We start from the raw sequence: 25,151 nt of genomic DNA on the forward strand, positions 1-25,151 counted from the left end.
TCCGTTTTGGGCAGGATTTTAGTTACAGGCGTCGGGCTTATTTCCTCAATCGGCAATACGGTGGCAGCAAACCGGAAATCGCTTACAGAAGCGCACTCTGGTATTGAAAAGGCTTCGTTTTTGCAATCGAGATATACCTCCCTGCTTCCTTTCGGTGAAATAAAACAAAGTACGGAAGTGCTGGCCGGTTTGATGCCCATAACCCAACCACAGGTTACCCGTACTGATCTGATAGCTTTACATGCGTTAAAGGAGGCAATTGACGATGCACAGCTTTCCGAACAGGAACTGCGTAAACATTCCACAGCGCTGATCAGCGCCAGTACTGTGGGGGGCATGTGTCTGACGGATCATATGTATGCCGATGCCAACGCGCCTGTGCCTACCGGCAGCCCTTACCTCTCGTCTTATTCAAACAGCGCCAGCACCCTGTTTCTTCAATCTTTTTTTAATATCGGCGGTATCGTCAATACCTTCAATACGGCTTGCTCTTCTTCGGCCAATGCTATTATGTACGGGGCGCGCCTGCTGCAGAACGGACTGGCTGAACGCGCGATTGTAGGGGGTACCGATAGTCTTGCGAAATTTACCATTAACGGGTTCAATGCGCTGATGATCCTCTCCGATGCCCCCTGCCGGCCTTTTGATGTGGCCCGGAAAGGCCTGAACCTGGGCGAGGCCGGAGCGTTTATCATTTTGGAAAAAGAGGAAAACATTGCACCCTCCCAAAAGGTCTACGCCGAACTAAAGGGATATGGCAACAGCAATGATGCCTATCACCCTTCTTCCACCTCAGAAAATGCCGACGGCCCCTTTCTTTGCATGCAGGAAGCTTTGCAAACCGCAGGCCTGCAGCCGGACGACATTGATTTTATCAATGCGCATGGAACGGCTACTGAAAACAATGATGAAACGGAAAGCGTAGCCATGCTGCGTTTGTTTGACAAGGTGCCAGCCTTTGCCAGCACCAAATCTTATACCGGCCACACGCTGGGAGCCGCCGGTGCGGTAGAAGCCATTTATAGCATTCTCAATCTGCACCACCAGGAAATATACCCATCCCTGAACTTTGAAACCCCCATTGAAAAAACCGGGCTTATCCCGGTGCAGGCTTACGAAAAACGCTCCCTCCATTATGTAATGTCCAATTCATTTGGATTTGGAGGTAATTGCAGTTCCCTGATCTTCGGGCAATATCGGTAAACCCGGATAGAGCGATTCCCTTGTATTGGGCAAAATGAAAAAAAATCCCGGTATTCCTGCGAAAAACAATCTTTCAGAAGCTTTTTTCATATTGCTGAATACAGTAACCTTACAAAAGAGGAAAAGATGCTTCACGATAAGCGCTTAAAACATAAATGGGACCAGGCCAATGTGCTGAGTTATGCACGGGAAGAAGGCATCAGCATTGGCGAAGAAAAGGGCCGGGAAGAACGAAATTTCGAATTCGTGGTGAGCCTTCTTACCCATACCGATTTTGACATACCTAAAATTGCAGCTCTGGCCCGGGTTTCTGCTACCTATGTAAAGCAGGTAACGAAAAAGATCAGCTGAATCATTTTCACATTCTCAAATTTCAAATTATCCGTCAATCCTTCTTCGCCGCCAGGGTAAACCCTATGGTAGTACCTACCCCCTCCGTGCTGCGGATGTGGATGGTTTGCTGATGGGCTTCAATAATGTGCTTGCAGATCGCCAGGCCTAACCCGCTGCCTGTAACATCCATACTGCGACCGGTTTCGGTACGGAAAAACCGTTCAAAGATCCGGGGCAGGCTTTTTTCAGCAATCCCAACCCCATCGTCGCTGATCTCCACCAAGATCCGCTTATCATCGGTTTTATAGATTCCAGCCTTGATGCTGCCATTTATTTTTCCGTACTTAATCGCATTCTCCAGGAGGTTAATCACCACCTGCCGGATCTTTTCCTTGTCGGCATTCACCATAATCGGCGCCTCACAGCCTTTTTTAATACTGAAATGGATGTTCTTCTGTTCTGCTTTTATCGAAATTCCTTCAAAGGAATCCTTCAACAGGTCCTGTATAATAAAATTCCGTTTTACAATAGTAATTTCCCCGCGCTCCAGGCTGGAGATCTCATCCAGGTCCTGCAACAGGTTGGTGAGCCGCTCCACATTCGTAGCTGTTTTTTCCAGGAATTTCCGGCTGATCACCGGGTCTACCATATCGCCGGCCAGAAGTGTTTCCACATAGCTTTGGATAGCAAACACGGGGGTTTTGAATTCATGGGAAAGATTTTGCAGGAATTCACGTCTGAACTCTTCATTGGCCTGAAGCGTGGCCACTTTCTGTTGATTTTCTTGTGCCCAGGTCTCCACATCCACCGCTACTTCATCCAGGCTTTTTTTGGGAAGAATGTATTTGTAATAGGTTTCCTGCCGCCGGGTGGCCTTGGTTTGGTAAATGAACTTGTAAATAACCTTGATCTTCCGGTAGATGAACCGTTCCAGCACAAAACTCACCAGCAGGAACCCGCCGATAAGCACCACGAAAAATGACGCTACGGCAGGCTGCCATTTTTGTTCAAATACATAATCGATCAGGCTGATGGGAGCTGCCAGACCCAATGCCGTGTAAAAAGATAATTTTCTTGGTGAAAGGTTCTTCGGGTCAAACATGCTCAATCCATTAAAATCATTCCGGAAATCGATATCGGCTACACTTCAAATTTGTAGCCCACCCCTTTTACCGTTGTAATGCAATCCAGCTCCAGCTTTTGCCGTATTTTCCGGATGTGCACATCAATGGTTCGGTCGCCCACGATTACATCATTGCCCCAGATCGCGTTCAGGATCTCGTTCCTCAAAAACACGCGGCCGGGCTTTAAGGCCAGCAGGTACAGCAATTCAAACTCTTTTTTTGCCAGGATGATCTCCTTGTCTCCATTCAGCACCACAAATTTCTCGGGATCGATGGTTACCGGTCCTACCTTGATCACTTTATTATCTTCTTTATGAATGCGGCGCAAGAGCGCACTCACCCGGCTTAACAGCACTTTCGGGCTCACCGGTTTATTTACATAATCATCCGCACCGGTTTCCAGTCCGCGGATCTGCGTAGATTCATCATTCAGTGCTGTAAGAAACATGATCAGAGTGTCTTTGAAAGCCGATTGGGCCCGCAACACCTGGCATACCTGCACACCGGTTTTCTTCGGCATCATCATATCCAGGATGATCAGATGTGGTTTCACCTTGTTTGCCAGGTCAATGGCCTCCTCGCCATCCTTGGCAGTGGTTACATCGTAGCCCTCTTTTATCAGGTTATAAGATAAAATGTCGAGGATGTCGGGTTCGTCATCCGCAACGAGAATTTTATACCCTTTATTATCCATTTAACAGAAATTTAAAGCAAACCTAACCGTATTTTTTTGATATATGGCTTTTCCGCGAGCCGGTTACAGAGAGTTAATAATAAATTAATCTAATCATCATCATAAAATTACGTTGAAATCCGCCTGGTTTTGCCTGCCGGATATCATGGTATAAATTTTGCATGATTTTTAACCAAATATTCTTACCCAGGCTATGTAACTTGTGACTTAATGTATATGAAGAAGCTTTTACCGTTCCTTTTACTGCTGTTGTTATCGGTGCAGGCAGATGCACAAAGAAGATCCAAAAGAAAAAAAAAGCGGGAGCTGACCCCTGTTGAGGTGGTGGATACCGTTCCGGCCTATACGCCTGCCATGATCCGGTTAAAGCTTCATGAAACGGTAGATGCCGACCAAAAAGCATTAATGGCCAGTGATGGTAAGGCGGACGCCCAACTGAACGTTTCTGCAGATGGACAGGTAAACGCCGCGGTGAGCGATGCGGCGATGAAACGGGTAGACTGGCTGCAGTATGAAATAGAGACAGATCCAACTATGGATCAACGACTTAAAGCAAATTATCTTTCCGGCCTTTCGGAGATCCTCCGGTATATAAAAACCGGCTGGAGACGGGGTGAAGTAGATGCCGCCTACCTGCCGCAGATCATTGCCACCTATAAAAAATGTATTGAAGCCGACCGCAACAAACGGTCCATAGCCCCCGTAATCGACCATCTTCCCTATGATGTTGCTTACACGGCCATTCTGCCGCGGGTTTTTAAGGACAATGTTGGCTATAAGGACACCCGGGATGTGCTCCTGCTGAAATTAAGCGAGCGGTATCCGCACAAAACCTTTGCCTCGCTGAGAACCAACCCCGAATCGCCCTATGCCGACAGTCTGATACGGGTAATGGCGCATAAATACCCCCAGCAATTGTACGATTACGCCCAGGCCAATAATAAACTTAGCTATAAGATCCAGAATATTGAAGACGATGCGCTGATCAAAAGCATTGTGGGTATGGCGCGAAGCGATAACAAAAGCGGGCAATTCTATTTTCCGTTCCTGGACCTCATCTCTTCTGAAAAACTGACCATCAGGGATATCGATGCTGTAAAAGATGATCCCGTAAAATATTTCCGTCTGTTGGTAAAAACCCAGATCGAATACTCCAGGCGGGCATCGGCAGGCGATACGGCCATCGGCTACCGCAGCCTTTTAAGTAAACTGGAACAAAAGGCCAAAGACGAATTTGTAGCCCCTATCAACGGGTTGCATGAACGGCCGGATGCCATCCGTTTCCGCGTCCTGCAACCGCTGAGCGCAGAAGAACTGTACTACGTGGCAGTACTTACCAACGGATTGATCTATACCAGCAGCTATACCAATGGTGTATATCCGCTGATGATGCGGAAAGCCCGCAACAGAGGCGACGAATTGCTGAAAAACCTCAACTTTGATCATTATCGCAAATTTATCAGCCAGGCAGCCTCCTATAATACCCTCAAAAATTTCCTCAGCACATTCGCCGATAAAGAAGACACGAAAAAACTGATGACCTCCTTTGTGAGCAACCTGGAAAAAACAGAAGGACTGGAAGACGGAGTGGATGTGGCGGACTCGTACGCGAGCGTTTACGAAACCCTTCCGGACCTGGCCAGCCAAATGCTGAACGATGTAAAGGCAAACCTGGACCGTAACAAACAGGCGGGCAACCAGAAAGGGGTAGCCATTTACAGTATCCTCAACAATCTTTTTCTTTCCGCGGACTCCTCCAATCATATTGATCTGACCAAGGAATTACACATTCCACCAGTGTATGATATCAGCTTTGGCTCGCTGGCAAACGAAAAAGGCGAAGTGATCAGCCAGGTATTCTTTTATGGCGACCAGGATGGGCGCAATATTTTCAACGGCTTTCTGAATATGTTTAACCCCTCCAACTGGAAGATCGATCGCAGCAACAAGCAATGGGTAGTGATCAAATCCACCAAAGGCAACCCGGTTTCCATTTATGCCAACCGGCCGCTGGATGAAACAAAGGGCGAGGATGATAAAGCCCAGCGGGCATTGAATGCCTATCTGGAAGAGCATGAGCTTTTTCCTACGGTAACCATTCACCGGGGGCATAGTTACTACGCACCCACAACCATCGACTATATGTCGCCTACTTCAAAACTGGTTTTTATGGGCTCCTGCGGTGGTTTTAACCTCATCGACTCCATTTTAAGGAAATCGGAAGATGCCCATATCATCGCTTCCAAACAGATCGGAAAAACGGCCATCAACAAACCCTTCTTTTTATTGTTAACAGAGAAGCTCCGTACAGGAAAGGATATCGAATGGATCCCCTTCTGGAAGGAATTTAAAGGCCGGGCTAATGTTCCGGGGTTTGAAGATTATATCCCTCCTTATAAAAACCTGGGAGCCATTTTCATAAAAGCCTATAAAAAAGAAACCGGGGAAACCGATATCTGATTTTTTGCGTCTTGGTTTTGTTAAAAGATCAGCGTAAGCTCCCTTCCTGTACAAAAAGGGGGTAGTTTTGCGCATCGCATGAATTTTTAGTACGTTTTTTTATGAAAAGATCGGCTTTTGTTTTAGGATTGGTAGTGGCATCCGTAACCCAGGCATTTTCACAGACCGAAAATGGGAATATACCCGAATACACCGTTCCCATTACCCGGCAGCTTGCTCACGACAATGTGAACAAGCAGCAGAAACTGTTGCTGGGCAGTGATGGCAAGGCCAACGACAGCTTTACCATCGACAATAATGAAAGTGCCAGCCAGATTGCCACGAAGGCGATTACCACAAAGGTAGATTGGCTCCAGTATCAAATTGAAACCGATCCCAGCATTGATAATCGGATGAAAACCGGCTATCTTTCCGGATTAGTGGCTATTTTAAGCCATATGCGTACCGGATGGTTGAAAAAAGAGGTACGACCGACTCATTTTGACCAGATCATTGCACTTTATAAAAAACTGATCGACGCCAATCAGAAAAAAGAATCGCTGGTGCCTTATGTATCGTATTTCCCCTACGATATTGTGTACACCGCCACCCTGCCCCGTATTTTTGACGAAAACCCCAGTTATAAACAAATAAAGGATATCCTGCTGGTAAAATATTGTACCCAATATCCTCATAAAACTTTTGCAGCGCTTACAGACTACCCGGATGCGCCTGCAGCAGACAGCCTGATCAAAGCCGTTGGGAAACAGTTCCCCGAGCAGCTATACTCTTATGCCCAGGCCAATAACAAACTGGGCTATAAGATCCGGTCTATACAAAACGATGAATTTGTAAAAACGGTGGTTGCCTTGTCCCAGCAAAAAAGCGGGCAGATCTATTTTCCTTTCCTGGACAATCTGGTAAAAGGGAAGATCACAACCGCCCAGCTGGATGCCGCCAAGGATGACCGCTATAAATATTACCGCCTGTTGGTAAATACGCAAATCGATTACACAAAACGGGCGCTTGCCGGAGACACGGCCATTGGATACGCCGAGCTTACCAAACGCCTGGAGCGAAAGGCTGCGGAAGATTTTGTTTCTGAAATTAATGGTTTGCATGAGTCGCCGAATGCCGTTCGCTTTAAATGTTTGCAACCGCTGAATGCGCAGGAACTGTACTACCTGGCCGTATTAACGGATGGGCTGATCTATACCAGCAGTTATGTAAGCGGTGTATATCCCCTGATGATGAGCAAAATCAACAACCGGGGCGATTCGCTGCTGGTAAGCGTCACTTTTGATCATTACCGGAAATTCATCAGCCAGGCAGCCTCCTATAATACCCTTAAGAATTTTTTCACCACTTTTAAAAGTGAAGCACACGCCCGTGACCTGATGACGGCTTTTGCCAGCGGACTGGAAAAATCAAAAGGCCTGGAAGACGGCGTGGATGTGGCAGATTCCTATGCCAGTCTTTATGAAACCCTGCCCGACCTGGCCCGGCAGATGCTGGCTAATATCAAAAGAAACCTGGAAATAAACCGGCGCAGCGGCAATCAACGTGGTATTGCTATTTATACCATTCTTTCAAAACTGTTTATGTCGGCCAACCCGGCAAATAATATCGACCTTACAAAAGAACTGGGTATTCCTCCGGTTTATATGGTGCCTTTTTCGAATCTTACCAATGAAAAAGGAGAAGTGATCACCCAAATGTTCTTTTACGGAGATGAGGACGGCAGAATGGACTTTGACATTTTCGTGCGCACATTTGCCAATGATCCCAAATGGAAGGTAGACCAGAGCAACAGCAAGTTCGTGGTGGCAAAAACTACCAGCGGCGTTCCGGTTTATGTATATGCCAACCGGCCCCTGCCCAATGAAGACGACCAGGATTATGTGGCGCAAACAGCAATGGAGGAATACCTTGAGAAAAATAACCAGTCACCTACTGTTACCTTTCACCGGGGGCATAGCTACCATGCCATGACCAGCGTAGGCTATGTAAGCCCCACCAACCGGGTGGTATTTATGGGCTCCTGCGGTGGTTTTAACCTGATCGATTCTATTTTAAGAAGGTCGTCCGACGCACATATCATTTCATCAAAACAAACAGGTTACAGGGATATCAACCTGCCCTTTATCCGGATTTTCCTGGAAACATTGAGGAATAAAAAAGATATCGACTGGATTCCCTTCTGGAAAGAGTTTAGGGCAGCAGCGCATATTACCGGAATGGAAGACTACATTCCTCCATATAAAAACCTGGGCGCTTTATTCATCAAAGCCTATAAAAAAGAAACCGGCGAAGAGGATATTTAGGAGTTCGTACCGCTTTGGAACTGCTCCCTTTGGGAATGTAAAATAACCAATGCAAAATATTAAATGTAAAAATGGAGATGCCGTTCCTGCTCAACGACCTATCTCATTTCTGTAAAAGATGGTACGATCCGTGAATTGAGCAGCTTACTCCAGGCATAAACGGATCTAACCCGTCACGGCGGGCATGTCTGAAACTTTGAATGCTACCCTGAAACAAACTATTGTTTCCACAACTGCACGCCACCATCAATGCCATCGATATTGGAAACGATGGTCATATTTTCCTTCAAATCAAGCGTTATTTTTTTGGCCAGTCCCCCTCCGATGAACAAATGATCATAATTAAAAGTGGTCTGCAATATTTTTAATACCGTCTGCAGCCGCTTGTTCCATTCCTTCTTACCCAGGTCGTCGTAGGCCCGCTGACCAATATACTGATCATAGGTTTTGTTATTAATACAGGGATGTTGCCCGATTTCCAGGTGCGGCAACAGCTTTCCATCCAGAAAGAACGCCGTTCCAAAGCCGGTGCCCAGGGTAATCATCATCTCAAACCCCTTGCCGGCAATACAGCCCAGCCCCAGCATATCTGCATCATTCACCACCCTTGCCGGTTTACCCAAGGCCTTTGAGAGAAGGGCTGCCAGGTCTACTTTATTCCAGTACTGGGAGCCCAGGTTGGGCGCCGTATACACGATATTATTCCGTACATAACCGGGAAAGCCGGCGGATACCTGGTCGTAGCGGAAATCTTTCACCAGCTCTTTAATGGTATGCACCAGGTTTTCCGGTGTTGCCGGCACAGGGGTGGGTTGTTTAATATAATCCTGCACCATTTCGCCCTGCGCATTGAGGGTACACCCTTTTACCTTGGAACCGCCAATATCAATAGCCAATGTGATGGATGCCATATCGTTTTCTTTTTAGAAGCATGAAAGATAGATAAGTTTGCGGGTCTTAAAAAAAAATTGTCTCCAGAATAATTATCTTGCAGGTTCATGGCAGATTCAAAAAAGGCATTTTTTGACGTTTCGAAAGTCAGGCGGGTATTTCAATACGCAGCACCGTATAAGAAAAAATTCTACCTGTCTGTTGTGTTGGCCATCCTCCTGGCCCTTATTACGCCTGTGCGACCGATGCTGATCCAGCTTACGGTAGATGATTATATAACCCATTCCGTTCCCCGGATGGTGGTGTATGTAACAGTGATCCAACTGGTGATTATCCTGATTGAGACCGCCATGCGCTTTTCTTTTTCCTTTACTACAGCCTGGCTGGGACAAGCAGTGGTAAAAGATATGCGGGATGCCATCTACAAAAAGATCCTCCGGCTGAACCTGCGGCAATTTGACCGTACGCCCATCGGCACCCTTACTACCCGCACCATCAATGATATTGAATCGATCAACGAGATTTTCTCCGATGGCCTGATCCCGATTATCGCCGATCTGCTCTCGATCCTTTGCGTGTTGCTGTATATGTTCTGGATCGACTGGCGGCTGACCCTGATCGCATTGATCCCTTTTCCGATCATGATCATTGCTACCTATTATTTTAAGGAAAGCATTAACCGCTCGTTTTTTAAGGTACGCAATGCCGTTGCAGCACTCAATGCCTTTGTTCAGGAGCATTTGTCTGGCATGAGCGTGGTACAGGCCTTTCATGCGGAGAAAAAAGAGTTTGAAAAATTCAATACCATCAACAAACAACACCGCGATGCCAACATCCGCTCGATTTTTGCCTATTCCGTCTTTTTCCCGGTAATTGAGATCGTACTCGCCCTGTCTATCGGGCTCATTATATGGTACACCGCCCGTGAAGCGCTGGATTTAAAACAGGGTCAGCAAGGGGTGATTGTATCTTTCATTCTTTGTCTGAACCTGCTGTTTCGCCCGTTGCGGATGCTGGCAGATAAATTCAATACGGTGCAGATGGGCATTATTGCCAGCGACCGGGTGTTTACGGTAATGGACAATCCCGATACGGACCAGCCACCACCCGGAGGATACCAGGATCCCGCTCAGCGGGTGGCCGGTACGGTTGATTTTGAAGCAGTATCCTTTGCTTATATCGACGACAAATGGGTACTCAAAAACCTGAGTTTTCACATCCGGCAAGGGGAAACCGTCGCCATCGTAGGGCATACCGGCAGTGGCAAAACCACTATTACCAACCTGCTGAACCGCTTTTATACCATCCAGCAAGGAACCATCAGGATAGACGGCCGGGATATTCAGTCCTTATCGCCCGAATATCTTCGTAAAAATATTGGGGTGGTGCTTCAGGATGTATTCCTGTTCTCCGGATCTGTCATGGACAATATCACGCTCCGGAACCCGGATATCTCAAAAGAACAGGTGATCGCGGCGGCTAAAATGATCGATATGCATGATTTTATCATGCGGCTGCCGGGGGGGTACGATTACAATGTTAAGGAGCGGGGGGCCACATTATCGCTGGGGCAGCGGCAACTGCTTTCTTTTATCCGGGCGCTGTTGTATGATCCTTCCATCCTGATCCTGGATGAAGCCACATCCTCCATTGATACCGAAAGTGAACTGCTCATCCAGAAAGCTACAGAAACGCTTGTAAAGGACCGCACCTCAATCGTTATTGCACACCGGCTGAGTACCATCCGCAAGGCAGATAAAATCATTGTGCTGGACAAAGGAGTGCTGGCAGAGATGGGTACGCATGAGGAGCTGATGCAAAAGAACGGGTTTTATGCCCGTTTACACAAAATGCAGTTTGAACAGCAGGCCGGGCAGGTTTCTGCCTGATGCACGGCGTTCCGGTGATCTTACCATCTGATTGAACCTGCCTGTATTTCCCCGCTTAAAAAAAATTTCTAACCGAGGCAACCCGCCGCCGGAAATTACTGTATGTACTCATATATATAAACCATTTCGTAACCTTATTCATAGTGTTTGTCAGTACCGCCGAAGACCGAGTATAGCCTGTCAAGTATGGTAGGTGGCTGTAAGTTGGGTATACCCTCCTGGCAGCGGCGGCTGTATGAGCAATACTTTGGATTCGCGCTCTCGGTATGCCTGCGCTATACCGCATCACGGGAGGAGGCGCTTGAAATAATGAACGACGGATTTGTTAGGGTATTCAGGGGTATTGTACATTTTCAGGAGCCCGATAACCAGGAACATTTATCAAAAATTTTCATGAGCTGGTTAAAAAAAATAATGATCCATACAAGCATCAACCACTACCAATCTGCAAAAAGAAAGGCAGAACGGGTTGCAGGCGGCTCCGAACAGCCGGAGATCGACACCTCAGGGAACGTGGTTGATGACTTGGCCTACCTCGATCTGGTAAAGCTGATCCAGCAATTAAGCCCGGCTTACCGGGCCACCTTCAGCTTATTTGCCATTGAAGGGTTCAGTCATGAAGAAATCGCACAAACATTAGGCATATCGGTAGGTACATCAAAATCCAACCTGATGAAGGCCCGTAAAAATCTCAGGGAAATGCTGGAGCAGTTAAATGAGTAAAAAATTTTCAAATATGGACGATGAAGCGTTAGATAAACTCTTTCGCGACGCAGCCAGCCGCTTTCAGCCTCCGGATGCCCCGGAAGGTGCTTGGGATGCGTTTTATGAAACGAAAATGCTTCCCAACGAAAAAAACACTAACCCGCGCCGGTTCCTGATATTGCGGCGCTTCTGGCTACCGGCCGCCGCCTGCCTGCTATTGGCATTGGCCGGGCTGGTGTGGGTCCTTCAGCGGCATCCGCTGCCGGGGCTTACCGGAAGCGCATCTGTTGCCGGCATCGCTCCGGAGATCATTAAAAAAGAAGCCGCTCCGCCGGTCCGAACCGGCCCTGTGCCGGAACAGGAAGGAAAAGATTTTCGTTCTTTGAATACCACCATACCGGGGGCCGGAACGATTCTTTTAGAAAAGAAGGACTCTCTGGCAGCCAACAACGGACCGGTATTTTTTGATGCGGCTAAAAATGCAGAAACAGAACGGGAACATCGCCCGGCTGATACCATACAGCGGAAACCTTATTTTTCGCTGCGCGATAAAGCAGAAAACGGTTATCCGGCTGTTCCGGGAAATTATAACCCATATTTTACAGAAGGATCTTCCGCTGCCAGAGCCGCCAACAGCCGCTGGCAGGTAGGACTGATTGCCGGCTCCAACCTGGGGATGGTGCGGGGCGATGTATCCAAAAAGCCGGGACTGAATGCAGGGTTGCTGGTGCAGCGGAAACTGGGCGGGTCGCGCTTTTCTGTAGAATCGGGTGTGGTGTATGAATCCATGACCTATGACGTGAACAATGCTGATTTCAACCCCAATGGAAATCCGGTATCTTCCAGGGTCTCCAATATTGAAGGCTCCTGTACCATGATTGATGTGCCGGTAAATGTCCGGTACGATGTGGTGGCCTCCAAAAAGAACAAGGCCTTTGTAAGTACCGGCGTATCGCCAACGGTGATCGTAAAACAGAGCTATATCTACGATTTTGACCGGGGCGACGGACCGGTGTCTATAAACCGGGATGTTTCCGGCAAGGGAAAAAGTGTTTATGCAGTAGCCAATCTTTCCATAGGCTACGAACAAAAATGGGAACATGTATCTGTACAGATTGCTCCTTATGTAAAAATCCCGATGGGTGAGATCGGGTATGGCAACCTGAGTTTAGGCGGAGTGGGTACCCAGATTTCTATTAAAAAAGATCTGTAAATGCAGTAGCGTACAAACATATCATCCTTTTATTCAACTTAAAAACTGTAATCATGAAAAAAAAGAACCTTTTTTCTACAGGGATCCTATTGGCTTTTGTGGCCCTGATATCTGTCCATTGCGGCGGCGATAAAAAAGACTCCGTTAATAATCCTCCACCGCAGGGAAATGATTGCTCCAACGTACAGGCCAAATTTACAGCGAATGTACTGCCGATTATCCAGGGGCGCTGTGCCACCAATTCCGGTTGCCACGGAAGCGGCAGCACCAACGGGCCCGGAGAACTGATCACGTATGCTCAAATATCTTCCAAGGCTTCCGCTATCAATGATGCTGCGGTGGTCAACAGCAGGATGCCGAAAACAGGAGGCGCCCTTACCGCCGATCAGAAGGCGACCTTAAGATGTTGGATCTCCTCCGGAACTCCTAACAACTAAATACTTAAAAATGCCTACCTGGAAAAAAATTACATTGGCGGTTGTCGTCCTTGTTGTAGCTGCGATACTTTATGGATGGTATTTGTATAACAAGAAACCACCGGATATAAAGCAGGCCCGCTCGCAATTCGAAATAACCGCTTCCGGTTTAACGGCGGCCTTCAATGCAGATGAAGCAAATGCCACAAAGCAATATGCAGATAAAATCGTTTCCGTTACCGGTGCTGTTAAGGAGATAAAAATCGAGCAGGGGACTGCTGCAACTGTTTTTTTGGACAGCGGAGATCCCATGACTTCAGTTACCTGCAGTTTTTATGACACCGAAGCGGCAGCAGTAAAAAAACTGAAAACCGGTCAACAGGTTACCATTAAAGGGGTATGCACCGGCAAACTGATGGATGTGATCCTTAACAAATGCAGTATCGTTCAATAAAACTCTTATCATGAAAAAAACAGCCCTTGCGCTTTGTATGCTCCTGGTATTGGCAAAAGCAGGATTTGCACAGAAATATTTTACAAAAAACGGCACCGTTTCATTTGAAGCCGGAACCGCCCTGGAAGATATCATTGCCACCAATAAAACCGCAGCCAGTGTGCTGGACGCCGCAACCGGACGGATCGAATTTGCCGTATTGGTCAGGGGTTTTGAATTCCGCCGCGCGCTGATGCAGGAACATTTTAATGAAAATTATATGGAAAGCAGCAAATACCCCAAATCGGTATTTAAAGGCAAAATTGTTAACCTGGGGGAAATTTCGTTTCAAAAGCCAGGGAATTACCCGGTGACGGTAAGGGGCACCCTGGAGATCCACGGCGTAAAGAAAGAGATTACCACTACCGGTTCTCTAAGGATTTCCGGCACATCTGTTCTAGCCCTGGCAAAATTTCCGGTAACCATTGCAGATTATAAAATTTCAATTCCCGGAATCGTCAGCGACAAAATTGCCAAAACCGCAATGATATCGGTAACCTGTAATTACGCTGTTTTAAAATAACACTTCCATCACAAACCCAACTACTATGAAGTATTTAACAACAACGATTTTTCTATTTACAGTCTTTGTTATCCAGGCACAGGAAAAGGACCTCCTCAACCTGATCGATTCTACAGGAAACGGGCAGAAAACATATGTTACCGGCGCGTTTAAATCGAGCCGGGTGATCAATGGTCATTCCATCGAATTTATTGGAAAACATGTACTGGATGTGCGCATCCTGCACCGGTTTGGAAGGGTTAACGATGGTATTGGGGAATTTTTCGGGCTTGATCAGGCCGCCATGCGTATGGGATTTGATTATGGGCTGGGGAAAGACCTTACCATTGGTGTGGGCCGTAGTACAGCAGAGAAAGAGCTGGATGGCTTTATTAAATACCGGCCCATACAGCAGGCCACAGGAGGTAAAGGTGCATCGCCGGTTTCCGTGGTACTGGCCGCCGGTGCCGCGCTTACCACGCAGAAATTTGCTGCCGATGCGCCATTCACCGACACGAAACACCGGATGGCCTATTACAGCGAGGTCATTATCGGCCGGAAATTTACGGAAGCCTTCAGCTTCCAGGTGTCGCCCACCTATGTGCACCGAAACCTGGTGGCAGAACGTACCGATGATAATGATACCTATGCTGTAGGATTTGGCGGCCGCCTGAAACTGTCAAAAAGAGTCGCCTTCGTGGCCGATTACCATTATGTGATTTCCGGCTTAAATAAGGACATTTATAAAAATCCCCTGTCCCTTGGTTTTGATATTGAAACCGGCGGGCACGTGTTCCAGCTCCATTTCTCCAACGCCACCGGCATGAATGAAAAAGCCTTTATCACCAATACCACCGATAGCTGGGGCAGCGGGGAAATACGCTTTGGGTTCAACCTGTCGCGGGTATTTACCATTGGAAAAAAGAAAAATAACCCCGGTTCTTAATCCGTTTTTTTAAACCCTTAAAACAAATAATTATGAGATACTATAACACACACGCACAAAAAAATGTCCTGACTCCCTGCCTGGCTGCGTTCATCACCCTGCTGGTGATGGGAAGCTGCTCCAGCGACGATAGTTATACCCCACCCGCACCGGTAATGCAGGTAAAACTGGCCAACAATGCTACACTTGGTGATTACCTGGTAGACAAAGACGGCCGGACCCTTTACTTTTTTGCCAATGACTCCGCTACTATAAATACCTGTGTTTCTGCAGGCTGCAAGGCGCTGTGGCCTACCTTCTTTGCAGGCATTACCGCTCAAAATATAGGTAAAGAATTGGATATCAACGATTTTGACACCATTGGCACCGGAGCTTCCATGCAATTAGCCTATAAAGGGCGGCCTTTATATTATTATGCACCCGTTACCAACGGAACCAATACCCCGGAAGCCGCCGGCCAGGTTTTGGGAGAGGGCGTAGGAAATAACTGGTTTGTAGCAAAACCCGATTATACCATCACGGTTACCAGCGCGCAGTTAGTAGGTGCCGATGGTAACAAATATGATTCAACCCTGGCCCTGATCGTCAACAATAGCAAGACCCGCTACCTTACTGATGCGCGGGGTATTACGCTGTATGCCTTTACCATTGACAAATCAAATACCAGCAATTGTACTTCAGCTGGTTGTTTAGGTACCTGGCCGGTTTATGTAATGGACAAAATTGTGGTGCCCTCCTATCTTAATAAGGCCGATTTTACGGTAATTACCCACCCTTCCGGAAGCAAACAACTGACTTATAAGGGATGGCCTCTTTATTACTACATTGGCGATAATATGACCATGGGGCTCAATAAAGGAGTTTCAGTAAGCTACCCCAGGTGGCCGGTAGTGGTAAGAAGCCGTGCAGCAGCACCCGCTCCATAATTCATCACGCTGAGGTTCGATAGGTTTATATAAAAGCCGTCTTCTAAAAAAATTGAGGGCGGCTTTATTCATTTTGGTCCTGGCTCCCAATCCGGACAGCGTTAAAGGGCCTTTTCTCCATATCAACCACTTCATCGCCAGCAAAAAAGCCGCAAACCGCCCCAAATATCAGATCGATGTCATCGAATTGGAACAGATCAAAAAAAACCAGGAGAGGGATCTGGTTACCGCTAAAAACTTTAAATACCCGCTCGTAAATTCCCTTTTTTATCTGTTTCAGCCTTATCTTTGCCGCAAATTTCAGAGCAGTATGGGTTTTAAATGGTTCAAATCCTTTATGGTAGCGGCTTTAAGCCTTTTTTTGGTGTTTTTGGCACAATCCGTTTTTGCGCAACATGAGGAGCATACAGAAGGTGTTGCTACTGAAGAAAAATTTAACCCGGGCGAAGCCATCCTGCATCACATTGCCGATGCGCATGAATGGCATTTTTTCTCTCTGAAAAACGCAGATGGAACTGAATTTCACGGTACTATTCCCCTGCCGGTGATCCTTTACTCGCCTCAGCGCGGCTTTAGTGCGTTTATGTCGTCCGCCTTTCATCATGGAACAGAAGCGCATAACGGGTACAAGCTGGAGCATGGCAAGGTTGTAGCAGTAGACGAAGCCGGAAACCCGGATGAAACCGTAAAAGTGTACGACTTCTCCATGACCAAGAACGTAGTACAGATGCTGATTGCGCTGATTGTGCTGGTATGGTTGCTGACTGCAATGGCAAAAAAATACAAAACCGGCCAGGGTGTTACCTCTGCTCCTAAAGGCATGCAGAACGCTATTGAACCCGTGATCACCTTTGTACGGGACGATGTGGCGAAACCCAATCTGGGACCCAAGTACCAGAAGTTCCTGCCTTATTTATTAACGGTATTCTTCTTTATCCTGATCAACAATATTTTCGGATTGCTGCCCGGAGCTGCCAACGTAACCGGGAACATTGCCTTTACAGCAATGCTGGGGATCATTTCCTTCTTTGTAATCCTGTTCAACACAAACGGGCATTACTGGCAGCACATTTTCTGGTTCCCGGGCGTACCACTGCCGGTGAAACTGCTGATGATGCCCGTGGAGCTGCTGGGCGTATTTACCAAGCCCTTCGCACTCATTATCCGTTTGTTTGCCAACATGACCGCAGGACACATCATTATCCTGAGTTTTGTAAGCTTGATATTCATTTTTACCGAAATGTCGAAAACCGCCGGTGTACTGTTTACCCCGGTATCGATCGCCTTTGCGGTATTCATTTATTTAATTGAAATTCTGGTAGCGTTCATCCAGGCATATATCTTTACCAACCTTACAGCCGTATTTATCGGCGGGGCTATTGGTGATCATCATTATGAGGAAGACGTGGTTGCCCATCATTAATACGTTTTTATTTTAAATCAATTATAAAATCAGAGTCATGAGTTTAATGAACACTTTGTTGGAAGTAAGCGGAAGCTGGTCTCACTTTGGTGGTGCCGTAGGCGCTGGCCTTGCTGCAATCGGTGCTGGTATCGGTATCGGTCAAATTGGTAAAGGCGCTACTGAAGGTATCGCCCGTCAGCCCGAAGCTGCTAACGACATCCGTGGCGCTATGATCTTAACAGCTGCGTTTATCGAGGGTGTTGCCCTGTTTGCGGTAATCGCCGGTTTATTGGCCGTACTGAAGTAAGATCAGCGTTCACAAACAAAACATTACTGTACCTGGCGCAAAGGGCAAAGGGTACAGTAAATTTTAAAAATTATTCGTTTCTGGTTTGAAGTTTTTAGTTTGAGGTGTAAGCCCCAGGCAAGAAACCAAAAACAATAAATAGATCAAAATGGAATTATTAACTCCCAACCTCGGTTATTTTGTATGGGCACTGGTTGCCTTTATTGTAGTATTCCTCATCCTGAAAAAGTTTGCCTGGAAGCCCATCATCAAATCCCTGAATGAGCGGGAACAAAATATAGCCGGCGCTATTGCTTCTGCGGAAAAGGTAAAGGCAGAAATGGCCCAGTTACAAAACGAAAACGAAGCGTTGCTGGCGAAAGCACGTGAAGAACGGGCTCAACTGCTGAAAGAAGCCCGTGAAACAAAAGATAAGATCGTTAACGAAGCCAAAGAGCAGGCGAAAGCGGAAGCCAGCAAAATCATTGCAGATGCCCAGCAGGCCATCAACGCACAAAAAATGGCTGCCCTTACCGATGTGAAGAACGAAGTAGGTAAAATGGTGATCGAGGTAAGCGAAAAAGTACTGAAGCAACAACTGGCCGGTCAGGACAAACAGGAAGAGTATATCAACAGCCTGGTTCATTCGATTAAACTGAACTAAACGGTTCCGGAGTCGTTCTACATTTCACATTTCATATTCGTTATTCTACATTTAAGTTATGCCCAATCCTCGTTTAGCCTCCCGATATGCAAAAGCCCTGTTAGACCTGGCGAAAGAAAAAAACCAGGTAGCAGCTGTATTTGCTGATGTACAGTGGCTGCAGGCTGTATGCAAAGAAAGCAGGGATTTTGTTAACCTGCTGCGCAGTCCCATTATCAAGGCCGATAAGAAAAAGAGCATTGTAAACGCTATTACCGGCGATCATATCGGGGCCCTTACCAAAGGATTTGCCAACCTGCTGGTTTCAAAGAACCGGGAAGCCATCCTTCCGGAGATCCTGCCAGCTTTTATTGAGCAATACAAGGTGCTGAACAATATTCACACAGTAAAACTGACTACAGCGGTCCCTGTTAGCGATGCGGTGAAAACCAATATCATCGAGCAGGTAAAAAAAGCATCCGGTCAGCAGAACATCGAACTGGAAGCTACGGTGAACCCTGATATTATTGGCGGATTTGTGCTGGAGATGGGCGATAAAATGGTAGACGCGAGCATCAGCTACGACCTTAAAGCGATCGCCAAGCAGTTTAAGAATAACGATTTTATCTATAAGGTACGGTAAAAGCCCTCCTTTTTAAAAATACAAAGCCCTTTTCCAAAAGAACGGGGCTTTTCTTTTTAAAACTTAAAATACCCAATGTAAAATATAGAATGCAAAAGTAATGGACCCATTACCGCCCGGGGCCTTTTCGGGCAGGCTATCATCCAATATAACACCAATGTACCAAATCTAAAAAAAGAAGCAATCCCAAACCTCGAACCCGAAAAAGAAACAGGTTATCAGCTAAAAGAAAGCCTGCTTTTACCAGAGTCTGGAACTACAGCAAATACGGCTTTATTAGATGGAGAATGGCGGATTGCTTATATCGCCGGAGAAAAACGTATTTATAAATCCAAACCATTTAACCGTCTTTAATTCCGGAAGCGATATGGCTGCGCGGGCCGGGTGTAATTACATGCTGGTGCGCTTTACACTTGCAGCAGGTAAGCTACAACCGATCCATACTCAAATGACAGCTCTCGGATGCCTGGGAAATGTAGACAATGACAAAGCGCTTTGGGAAGCTATGCAAAAGTTCAGGCGTTATTCCGTAAACACGTCAGGGGTGTGGCTGAAAGACAGCCTCGGAAATATTCTGGTATTTGCTCAAAGACCTTAAGGGAACTGCTACCGCAACTGCTCCAAATGCTCTATCCGCTCCTCCGGCAGCAATAAATGCGTTTGGATACCCAGCTCCTGTGCCGTAGGCAGGTTGGTAAAACTATCGTCGATGAACAGCGTTTCAGAAGCCTCGATGCCGGCATCTTTCAATACAAAAGCATAGGTATCTGCATCCGGTTTCCGGCGTTTGATATCATGAGAATAATAGGCCTTTTTGAAAAAAGACTCCAGCGAGGGATATGCCGTTTCTTCCTTCAGTGTTTTTGAAAAATGATCATAATGGATCTGGTTGGTGTTGCTCAGCAAAAACAGGTTGTATTCGCTGCCAAGCGGTACCAAAAAATCAAGGCTGGATTTGCGGTAGTCCAGCAGCATGGCATTCCAGGCCTGTTCCAGCTGTACATCCGGAATGGGTTTTCCCAACAGCGCCCGGAGTCCTTCATAAAATACGGGCGCCGCAATCCGTCCCTTCTCCAGCTCCTGGAAGATCGGTGCGGCCGTATACTGTGAAAACTTATCCTCAAAATCATCAAACCCCAGGGCCTCAAATGCGGCAAAAGATCTTTTAAAATCGAGATTCAGCAATACGCCCCCAAAATCAAAAATTACATTTTTAATCATGATTCAAAGATAGGTTTTTGTAAGAGTGAAACATTTTTCGCCCCTGCGGTCCCTATCTTTGCCGCCTAATAAAAAATTATGGCTACAACAAAAATTACAGTAAACAATAATGGTTCATTGCGGATCGAAGGCGATTTTGAAATTGTAGATAAGGAAGGTACCCCTTACGACCTGGGTGGAAGGACCGTGATATCCCTTTGCCGTTGCGGAAAATCGGTGAATAAACCGTTTTGCGATGGCAGCCATAAAGGACATTTTGAGCATGAGGCGGTTGCCTTTGCCCTGCCCCCAAAAAAAACGGATTAAGCTGCGGGGCGCCTAATTTTGCAATATGTATACCCTAAAAAAATCATTGGGGCAGCATTTTCTGAAAGATGACAACATCTGCAGGAAAATTGTGGCCGCTGTTGCCGCTGAAAAGCCGGAGCAACTGCTGGAAGTAGGGCCCGGTGGTGGTGCCATTACCCGTTACCTGGTGCAGCTGCCGGGTGTATCCTTCAAGGCTGTGGAACTGGATGCCGAAAAAGTACAATACCTCGCAGCCACCTTTCCGGAGCTAAAGGACAAAATCATCCACGAAAGCATACTGGACACTGCCGCTCCCTTTGAGGGGGCTTTTCATATCGTGGGCAATTTTCCTTATAATATTTCCACGCAGATCCTTTTTAAGATCCTCAACTGGAAAGAGCAGGTTCCGGTCATTACCGGCATGTTTCAAAAAGAAGTGGCACAGCGGGTGGCCGCCACACCTGGTTCCAAAATTTATGGAGTGATCAGCGTATTGATGCAGGCGTTTTATGAAGTAGAATACCTGTTTGATGTCAGCGAGCAGTCGTTCAACCCTCCGCCCAAGGTGAAAAGTGGCGTAATCCGGCTACGGAGAAAGCAGGACGTAGTACCAATGAAATCGCAGCGTGCCTTTACCGTACTGGTGAAAACTGCGTTCAATCAAAGAAGAAAAACATTGCGCAATGCAGTAAAGGCTTTGTTTGACGAAACTGCATTGAAAGACGAGCTCTTTAATAAACGTGCCGAGCAATTGTCGGTCAGCGATTTTGCCGGCCTCAGCTTTAAAATGAAATAATCTCCCCCGGTTTTATTTACATTTATCAAAAAATATTGATGAAAGAAAAAGTGATCATTACAGGAAATGCACATCCCGTGTTGCAGGAAACCCTGCAACAAAAAGGATTTGAAGTATTCTACCTGCCCAACATTACCTATGAGGAACTGATGACCCAGGCTCAGGATATCACAGGCCTGGTATTAACCACCCGCATTACGGTAGACAAAGCGCTGATCGATGCCGCACCTTTGCTTAAATGGATCGGACGCCTGGGCAGCGGCATGGAACTGATCGACGTACCCTACGCTCAAAGCAAGGGTATTCTTTGTGTAAGCAGCCCCGAAGGCAACCGGAATGCCGTTGCAGAACAAAGCCTGGGCATGCTGCTGATGCTGCTCAATAAAATGAACATCGCCGTTCCGGAGGTGCAACAGTTTATCTGGAAGCGCGAAGAGAACCGGGGTACCGAACTTACCGAAAAAACGGTGGGTATCATTGGCTACGGTAATACCGGATGGGCCTTTGCCCGCCTGTTACAACCCTTTAATGTAACCGTACTGGCCTACGATAAATTCAAGCACGATTTTGCACATGATCATGTAAAAGAAGCCTCGCTGGAGCAGGTTTGCCGTTACTCCGATGTGATCAGTTTCAATGTACCGCTAACCGCCGATACAAAAGGCATGCTTACACTGGAGCTCATGCAGACCATGCAGCAAAAGCCGGTTATCCTCAATGCCAGCCGCGGCAAGGTCATTCATCTGCCTACGCTATCCGAAGGACTCAAACAGGGCTATATCTCCGGTGCCTGCCTGGATGTACTGGAAAACGAAAAGCTGGACACTTACTCCCCAGAGGAAAAAGAAACATTACAATGGCTTCTGAATCAACCAAATGTGATCATTACGCCCCATATCGCCGGCTACAGCCATGAAGCTTTTCTAAAAATGGCTACAGTTCTGTTAAAAAAGCTGGGGATAAAGGAATTCTAATCCTTTTTAATTATATTTGTTTATATAGATAATGCAACGCTTCAGTAACGTCTGAGGCGTTGTTATTTTTTTCTGTTTATTCTAAAGAAACACATATGACGATACAATATGTAACAAAGGAAACATTGGAGCAAATGAAGGAAGAGCTACAGCACATGAAAGGTGTGGAACGGCCGGCTGCCAGCAGGGCTATAGCAGAAGCTCGTGAAAAAGGAGACCTGAAAGAAAATGCCGAGTATGATGCTGCAAAGGAAGCCCAGGGCATCCTTGAAGCTAAGATCGCCGCACTGGAAGGCGCTCTTGCCAATGCCCGCGTGGTAGATGAGTCTACCATTGACACGAGTAAAGTGTCGATACTGACCAAAGTGAAACTCACCAATCTTAAAACAAAAAAACAAGTCATTTACCAGCTGGTCAGCGAACAGGAAGCCGACTTAAAAGCCGGGAAAATATCCATCACCTCTCCCATCGGAAAAGGCATCCTGGGCAAAGAACCCGGCGATGTGGCCGATGTACAGGCTCCGGCAGGGGTAATCCAGTTTAAGATTGAAGAAATTTCAATCTGATTTTTTGGTCGGCTGCAGTACAAGCCCCGTCTGTACTTGCGTCGCACATTTATACAGCAGTACTGCTATTAGCTTTTTAAGCCGCGCTGGTTGAACCAGAGCGGTTTTTTTGTAGCTTTGGGCAGCGGTTTGAGCGGGTGCCGGGTCTTCCATTCCTGATGCTGGATTTTTTGGATCTCAAACCACAGGAACTTTAAACAATTCACTATAAACCATCTTGGCATGACCATCTTTTCAAAAATAATCGCGGGCGAAATTCCTTCCTATAAAATTGCAGAAAACGATCAGTTCATCGCATTTTTAGATATCATGCCATTGCGTAGAGGCCATACCCTGGTAGTACCCAAAATTGAGGTGGATAAATTATTTGATGTGCCGGATGCGTATCTTTCCGGGTTGCTGGTGTTTGCAAAGCCCATTGCCCGGGCCATTGAAAAAAGTTTCGACTGTAACCGCTGCGGTGTAAGTGTGGTGGGTATCGAGGTACCACATGCACATGTGCACCTTATTCCACTTAACGATGCCAATGATGTGAATTTTCTGCAACCCAAACTGAAATTATCTCCCGAAGAGATGAAGGATGTCCAGAAACAGATCGTATCTAATTTGTAACAGGCGGTCGTATTTGATTGTTCCAGACCCCTTCGGATACCCGAAACGAAACTGGTTTAACCAACTGGTTTTAATTTTGCCGTAAAATGCCGTAACAGGGGCGCTTCATAAACAATTTCATACCCTTTGAGTTCCTGCCGCTTCTTAAATACATCGATGATGATCTCTGCTACATAGTCGATATGACTCTGGGTGTACACCCTGCGGGGCACAGCCAGCCGCACCAGTTCCATCTGCGCAGGAACCAGGGTACCATCTACAGCATACTTCCCAAACATCAGGGAGCCAATCTCTACACTGCGGATACCGCCTTCTATATACAGCGCATTGCTCAATGCCAGGCCGGGGTACTGATGTAAGGGTATATGCGGCAGAAAAGCTTTTGCATCCAGGTAAACCGCATGGCCCCCTACCGGTTTTACAAAAGGCACACCCGCCGCTTCCAGCTTTTCACCTATATACTCCATACTGCGGATGCGGTATTTCAGGTAATGCTCATCCATAATTTCTTCCAAGCCTACGGCAATAGCCTCCAGGTCGCGCCCGGCAAGACCACCGTAAGTGGGAAAACCTTCCGTGATTACCAGCAGGTTCCGGCATTCCCGGGTTAAGACATCATCATTCAGTGCCAGGAAGCCGCCGATATTGGCAAACGCATCCTTTTTAGCGCTCATGGTACAGCCATCTGCATAGGAAAAAAGCTCGTTAACAATTTCGATCATTGTTTTAGCAGCATACCCTTCCTCGCGTTGTTTTATAAAATAGCAGTTCTCCGCAAACCGGCAGGCATCAATAAAAAAAGCGACGCCATACTTTTTACAGATGCTGCTTGCCTTCCGGATATTTTCCGTACTTACGGGCTGTCCGCCACCGGAGTTATTGGTAACCGTGATGATGCACATGGCAATCTGTGTCGGGCCTTTTTCTATTATGGTTTTTTCAAGTAAGTCCAGGTCGATGTTTCCTTTAAAGGGTGCCCGCACTGAGGGCAGTTTCCCCGTTTCCGTTAACAGATCAATACCCTCGGCACCGGAAAATTCAATATTGGCCCGGGTGGTATCAAACAAGGTGTTACTTAAAAAAGACTTTCCCTTTCCGCCTGTAATGGTAAACAGTATTTTTTCAGAAGCCCTGCCCTGGTGCGTGGGAATGATGTGCTGCATCCCGGTGATCTTTTTTACTGCCGCTTCAAAACGGTAAAAACTGCGGCTGCCGGCATAGGATTCATCGCCCTCCATCATAGCCGCCCATTGCCGGCTGCTCATGGCAGAAGTACCGCTGTCGGTAAGCAGATCGATCAGTACATCATCTGCATGAATCAAAAAAGGATTATAAAAAGCTTGGGCTAAAATGCCGGCACGTTGTGCCTTTGTGGTGAACCGCAGCGGTTCCACCGACTTAATACGGAAGGGTTCAATAATGGTAGTTGCCATACACTGTTTTTGAGAATGATCAATAAAAAATAAAGAATGCTATATATGGAAGCACCCCAAAAACAGGCAATGCTTCCCGCAGGAATGCGGAGCGCTAAGTAGGACTTTTTATTACTTTTTGCCAAAGCGGAAGCATACACAATATTAAGAAAAAAACAAGACCTATGAGATTTTTAAAACCTCATA

The 25,151-nt window shown here is 46.7% G+C and carries 27 protein-coding genes; 22 read left to right on the plus strand and 5 right to left on the minus strand.

Translation table 11 applies throughout. The features are described 5' to 3' along the window. Positions 1-6 precede the first annotated feature (6 nt). Positions 7-1,203 carry a beta-ketoacyl-[acyl-carrier-protein] synthase family protein gene (locus tag LL912_RS16095; protein WP_235554603.1) on the plus strand — a complete coding sequence of 399 codons (1,197 nt, stop codon included), beginning with the start codon at positions 7-9 and terminating at the stop codon, positions 1,201-1,203. A gap of 126 nt (positions 1,204-1,329) precedes the next feature. After that, positions 1,330-1,554 (plus strand): hypothetical protein, encoded by a 225-nt coding sequence (locus tag LL912_RS16100; RefSeq protein WP_235554604.1) that lies wholly within the window; start codon positions 1,330-1,332, stop codon positions 1,552-1,554. 34 nt (positions 1,555-1,588) lie between these two features. Here LL912_RS16100 and LL912_RS16105 read toward each other — a convergent pair whose 3' ends face one another. Both LL912_RS16105 and LL912_RS16110 read right to left on the minus strand, forming a co-directional pair. Further along, positions 1,589-2,638 carry a sensor histidine kinase gene (locus LL912_RS16105; RefSeq protein WP_235554605.1) on the minus strand — a complete coding sequence of 350 codons (1,050 nt, stop codon included), beginning with the start codon at positions 2,636-2,638 and terminating at the stop codon, positions 1,589-1,591. A gap of 38 nt (positions 2,639-2,676) precedes the next feature. Then, on the minus strand, positions 2,677-3,354 hold the full coding sequence (locus LL912_RS16110) for a response regulator (RefSeq protein WP_235554606.1): 678 nt from the start codon (positions 3,352-3,354) through the stop codon (positions 2,677-2,679). 216 nt (positions 3,355-3,570) lie between these two features. On the opposite strand from LL912_RS16110, the gene LL912_RS16115 reads away from it, so the two are divergent. Both LL912_RS16115 and LL912_RS16120 read left to right on the plus strand, forming a co-directional pair. Continuing rightward, positions 3,571-5,814, plus strand: a complete 2,244-nt coding sequence (locus LL912_RS16115; RefSeq protein WP_235554607.1) for a hypothetical protein — start codon at positions 3,571-3,573, stop codon at positions 5,812-5,814. Positions 5,815-5,915: 101 nt separating this feature from the next. After that, positions 5,916-8,117: a hypothetical protein gene (locus LL912_RS16120; RefSeq protein ID WP_235554608.1), complete on the plus strand. Its 2,202-nt coding sequence runs from the start codon at positions 5,916-5,918 to the stop codon at positions 8,115-8,117. A gap of 218 nt (positions 8,118-8,335) precedes the next feature. Here LL912_RS16120 and LL912_RS16125 read toward each other — a convergent pair whose 3' ends face one another. Then, positions 8,336-9,028 (minus strand): ROK family protein, encoded by a 693-nt coding sequence (locus tag LL912_RS16125; RefSeq protein WP_235554609.1) that lies wholly within the window; start codon positions 9,026-9,028, stop codon positions 8,336-8,338. An 87-nt stretch (positions 9,029-9,115) separates the two neighbouring features. On the opposite strand from LL912_RS16125, the gene LL912_RS16130 reads away from it, so the two are divergent. The 13 genes from LL912_RS16130 (at position 9,116) to LL912_RS26265 (ending at position 19,673) form a co-directional block, all read left to right on the plus strand. Further along, positions 9,116-10,897: an ABC transporter ATP-binding protein gene (locus tag LL912_RS16130; protein ID WP_235554610.1), complete on the plus strand. Its 1,782-nt coding sequence runs from the start codon at positions 9,116-9,118 to the stop codon at positions 10,895-10,897. A 147-nt stretch (positions 10,898-11,044) separates the two neighbouring features. Continuing rightward, complete coding sequence (locus tag LL912_RS16135; RefSeq protein WP_235554611.1) at positions 11,045-11,620, plus strand: RNA polymerase sigma factor; 576 nt, start codon at positions 11,045-11,047, stop codon at positions 11,618-11,620. Further along, positions 11,613-12,815 carry an outer membrane beta-barrel protein gene (locus LL912_RS16140; protein WP_235554612.1) on the plus strand — a complete coding sequence of 401 codons (1,203 nt, stop codon included), beginning with the start codon at positions 11,613-11,615 and terminating at the stop codon, positions 12,813-12,815. The genes LL912_RS16135 and LL912_RS16140 overlap by 8 nt, the downstream gene beginning before the upstream one ends. 53 nt (positions 12,816-12,868) lie before the next feature. Further along, entirely contained in the window at positions 12,869-13,252 is a 384-nt protein-coding gene (locus LL912_RS16145) for a hypothetical protein (protein ID WP_235554613.1), read from the plus strand. A 10-nt stretch (positions 13,253-13,262) separates the two neighbouring features. Further along, positions 13,263-13,685, plus strand: a complete 423-nt coding sequence (locus tag LL912_RS16150; protein ID WP_235554614.1) for an OB-fold putative lipoprotein — start codon at positions 13,263-13,265, stop codon at positions 13,683-13,685. Between the two features lie 10 nt (positions 13,686-13,695). Then, entirely contained in the window at positions 13,696-14,247 is a 552-nt protein-coding gene (locus LL912_RS16155) for a YceI family protein (RefSeq protein ID WP_235554615.1), read from the plus strand. A 25-nt stretch (positions 14,248-14,272) separates the two neighbouring features. Then, complete coding sequence (locus LL912_RS16160; RefSeq protein WP_235554616.1) at positions 14,273-15,172, plus strand: DUF5777 family beta-barrel protein; 900 nt, start codon at positions 14,273-14,275, stop codon at positions 15,170-15,172. Positions 15,173-15,204: 32 nt separating this feature from the next. Next, entirely contained in the window at positions 15,205-16,098 is an 894-nt protein-coding gene (locus LL912_RS16165; protein WP_235554617.1) for a COG4315 family predicted lipoprotein, read from the plus strand. Positions 16,099-16,150: 52 nt separating this feature from the next. After that, entirely contained in the window at positions 16,151-17,521 is a 1,371-nt protein-coding gene (gene atpB / locus LL912_RS16170) for a F0F1 ATP synthase subunit A (RefSeq protein WP_235554618.1), read from the plus strand. Between the two features lie 37 nt (positions 17,522-17,558). Further along, positions 17,559-17,810, plus strand: coding sequence for an ATP synthase F0 subunit C (gene atpE, locus LL912_RS16175; protein WP_067761131.1), 252 nt, complete (start codon positions 17,559-17,561; stop codon positions 17,808-17,810). Positions 17,811-17,958: 148 nt separating this feature from the next. Further along, positions 17,959-18,453: a F0F1 ATP synthase subunit B gene (gene atpF / locus LL912_RS16180; RefSeq protein ID WP_231006933.1), complete on the plus strand. Its 495-nt coding sequence runs from the start codon at positions 17,959-17,961 to the stop codon at positions 18,451-18,453. A 58-nt stretch (positions 18,454-18,511) separates the two neighbouring features. After that, positions 18,512-19,075: an ATP synthase F1 subunit delta gene (gene atpH / locus LL912_RS16185; RefSeq protein WP_235554619.1), complete on the plus strand. Its 564-nt coding sequence runs from the start codon at positions 18,512-18,514 to the stop codon at positions 19,073-19,075. A 280-nt stretch (positions 19,076-19,355) separates the two neighbouring features. Beyond that, entirely contained in the window at positions 19,356-19,673 is a 318-nt protein-coding gene (locus LL912_RS26265) for an META domain-containing protein (protein ID WP_406603613.1), read from the plus strand. Positions 19,674-19,681: 8 nt separating this feature from the next. Here the strand turns inward: LL912_RS26265 and LL912_RS16190 are convergent, their stop codons facing one another. Further along, on the minus strand, positions 19,682-20,296 hold the full coding sequence (locus LL912_RS16190; RefSeq protein ID WP_235554620.1) for an HAD family hydrolase: 615 nt from the start codon (positions 20,294-20,296) through the stop codon (positions 19,682-19,684). 78 nt (positions 20,297-20,374) lie between these two features. Here LL912_RS16190 and LL912_RS16195 point away from each other — a divergent pair, with 78 nt between their 5' ends. The 5 genes from LL912_RS16195 to LL912_RS16215 all read left to right on the plus strand — a co-directional run bounded on the left by LL912_RS16195 (position 20,375) and on the right by LL912_RS16215 (position 23,532). Next, positions 20,375-20,602: a CDGSH iron-sulfur domain-containing protein gene (locus tag LL912_RS16195; RefSeq protein WP_235554621.1), complete on the plus strand. Its 228-nt coding sequence runs from the start codon at positions 20,375-20,377 to the stop codon at positions 20,600-20,602. 25 nt (positions 20,603-20,627) lie between these two features. After that, positions 20,628-21,380, plus strand: a complete 753-nt coding sequence (rsmA, locus tag LL912_RS16200; RefSeq protein ID WP_235554622.1) for a 16S rRNA (adenine(1518)-N(6)/adenine(1519)-N(6))-dimethyltransferase RsmA — start codon at positions 20,628-20,630, stop codon at positions 21,378-21,380. A 38-nt stretch (positions 21,381-21,418) separates the two neighbouring features. Then, on the plus strand, positions 21,419-22,354 hold the full coding sequence (locus LL912_RS16205; RefSeq protein ID WP_235554623.1) for an NAD(P)-dependent oxidoreductase: 936 nt from the start codon (positions 21,419-21,421) through the stop codon (positions 22,352-22,354). A 95-nt stretch (positions 22,355-22,449) separates the two neighbouring features. Beyond that, entirely contained in the window at positions 22,450-22,920 is a 471-nt protein-coding gene (gene greA / locus LL912_RS16210; protein WP_235554624.1) for a transcription elongation factor GreA, read from the plus strand. 222 nt (positions 22,921-23,142) lie between these two features. After that, on the plus strand, positions 23,143-23,532 hold the full coding sequence (locus LL912_RS16215; RefSeq protein ID WP_235554625.1) for an HIT family protein: 390 nt from the start codon (positions 23,143-23,145) through the stop codon (positions 23,530-23,532). A 56-nt stretch (positions 23,533-23,588) separates the two neighbouring features. On the opposite strand, the gene LL912_RS16220 is transcribed toward LL912_RS16215, so the two are convergent. Then, a complete protein-coding gene (locus tag LL912_RS16220; RefSeq protein ID WP_235554626.1) occupies positions 23,589-24,965 on the minus strand; it encodes a tryptophanase in 1,377 nt (458 codons plus the stop codon). Between the last annotated feature and the right edge of the window lie 186 nt (positions 24,966-25,151).

This window comes from Niabella agricola, from assembly GCF_021538615.1.
Taxonomy (GTDB): domain Bacteria; phylum Bacteroidota; class Bacteroidia; order Chitinophagales; family Chitinophagaceae; genus Niabella; species Niabella agricola.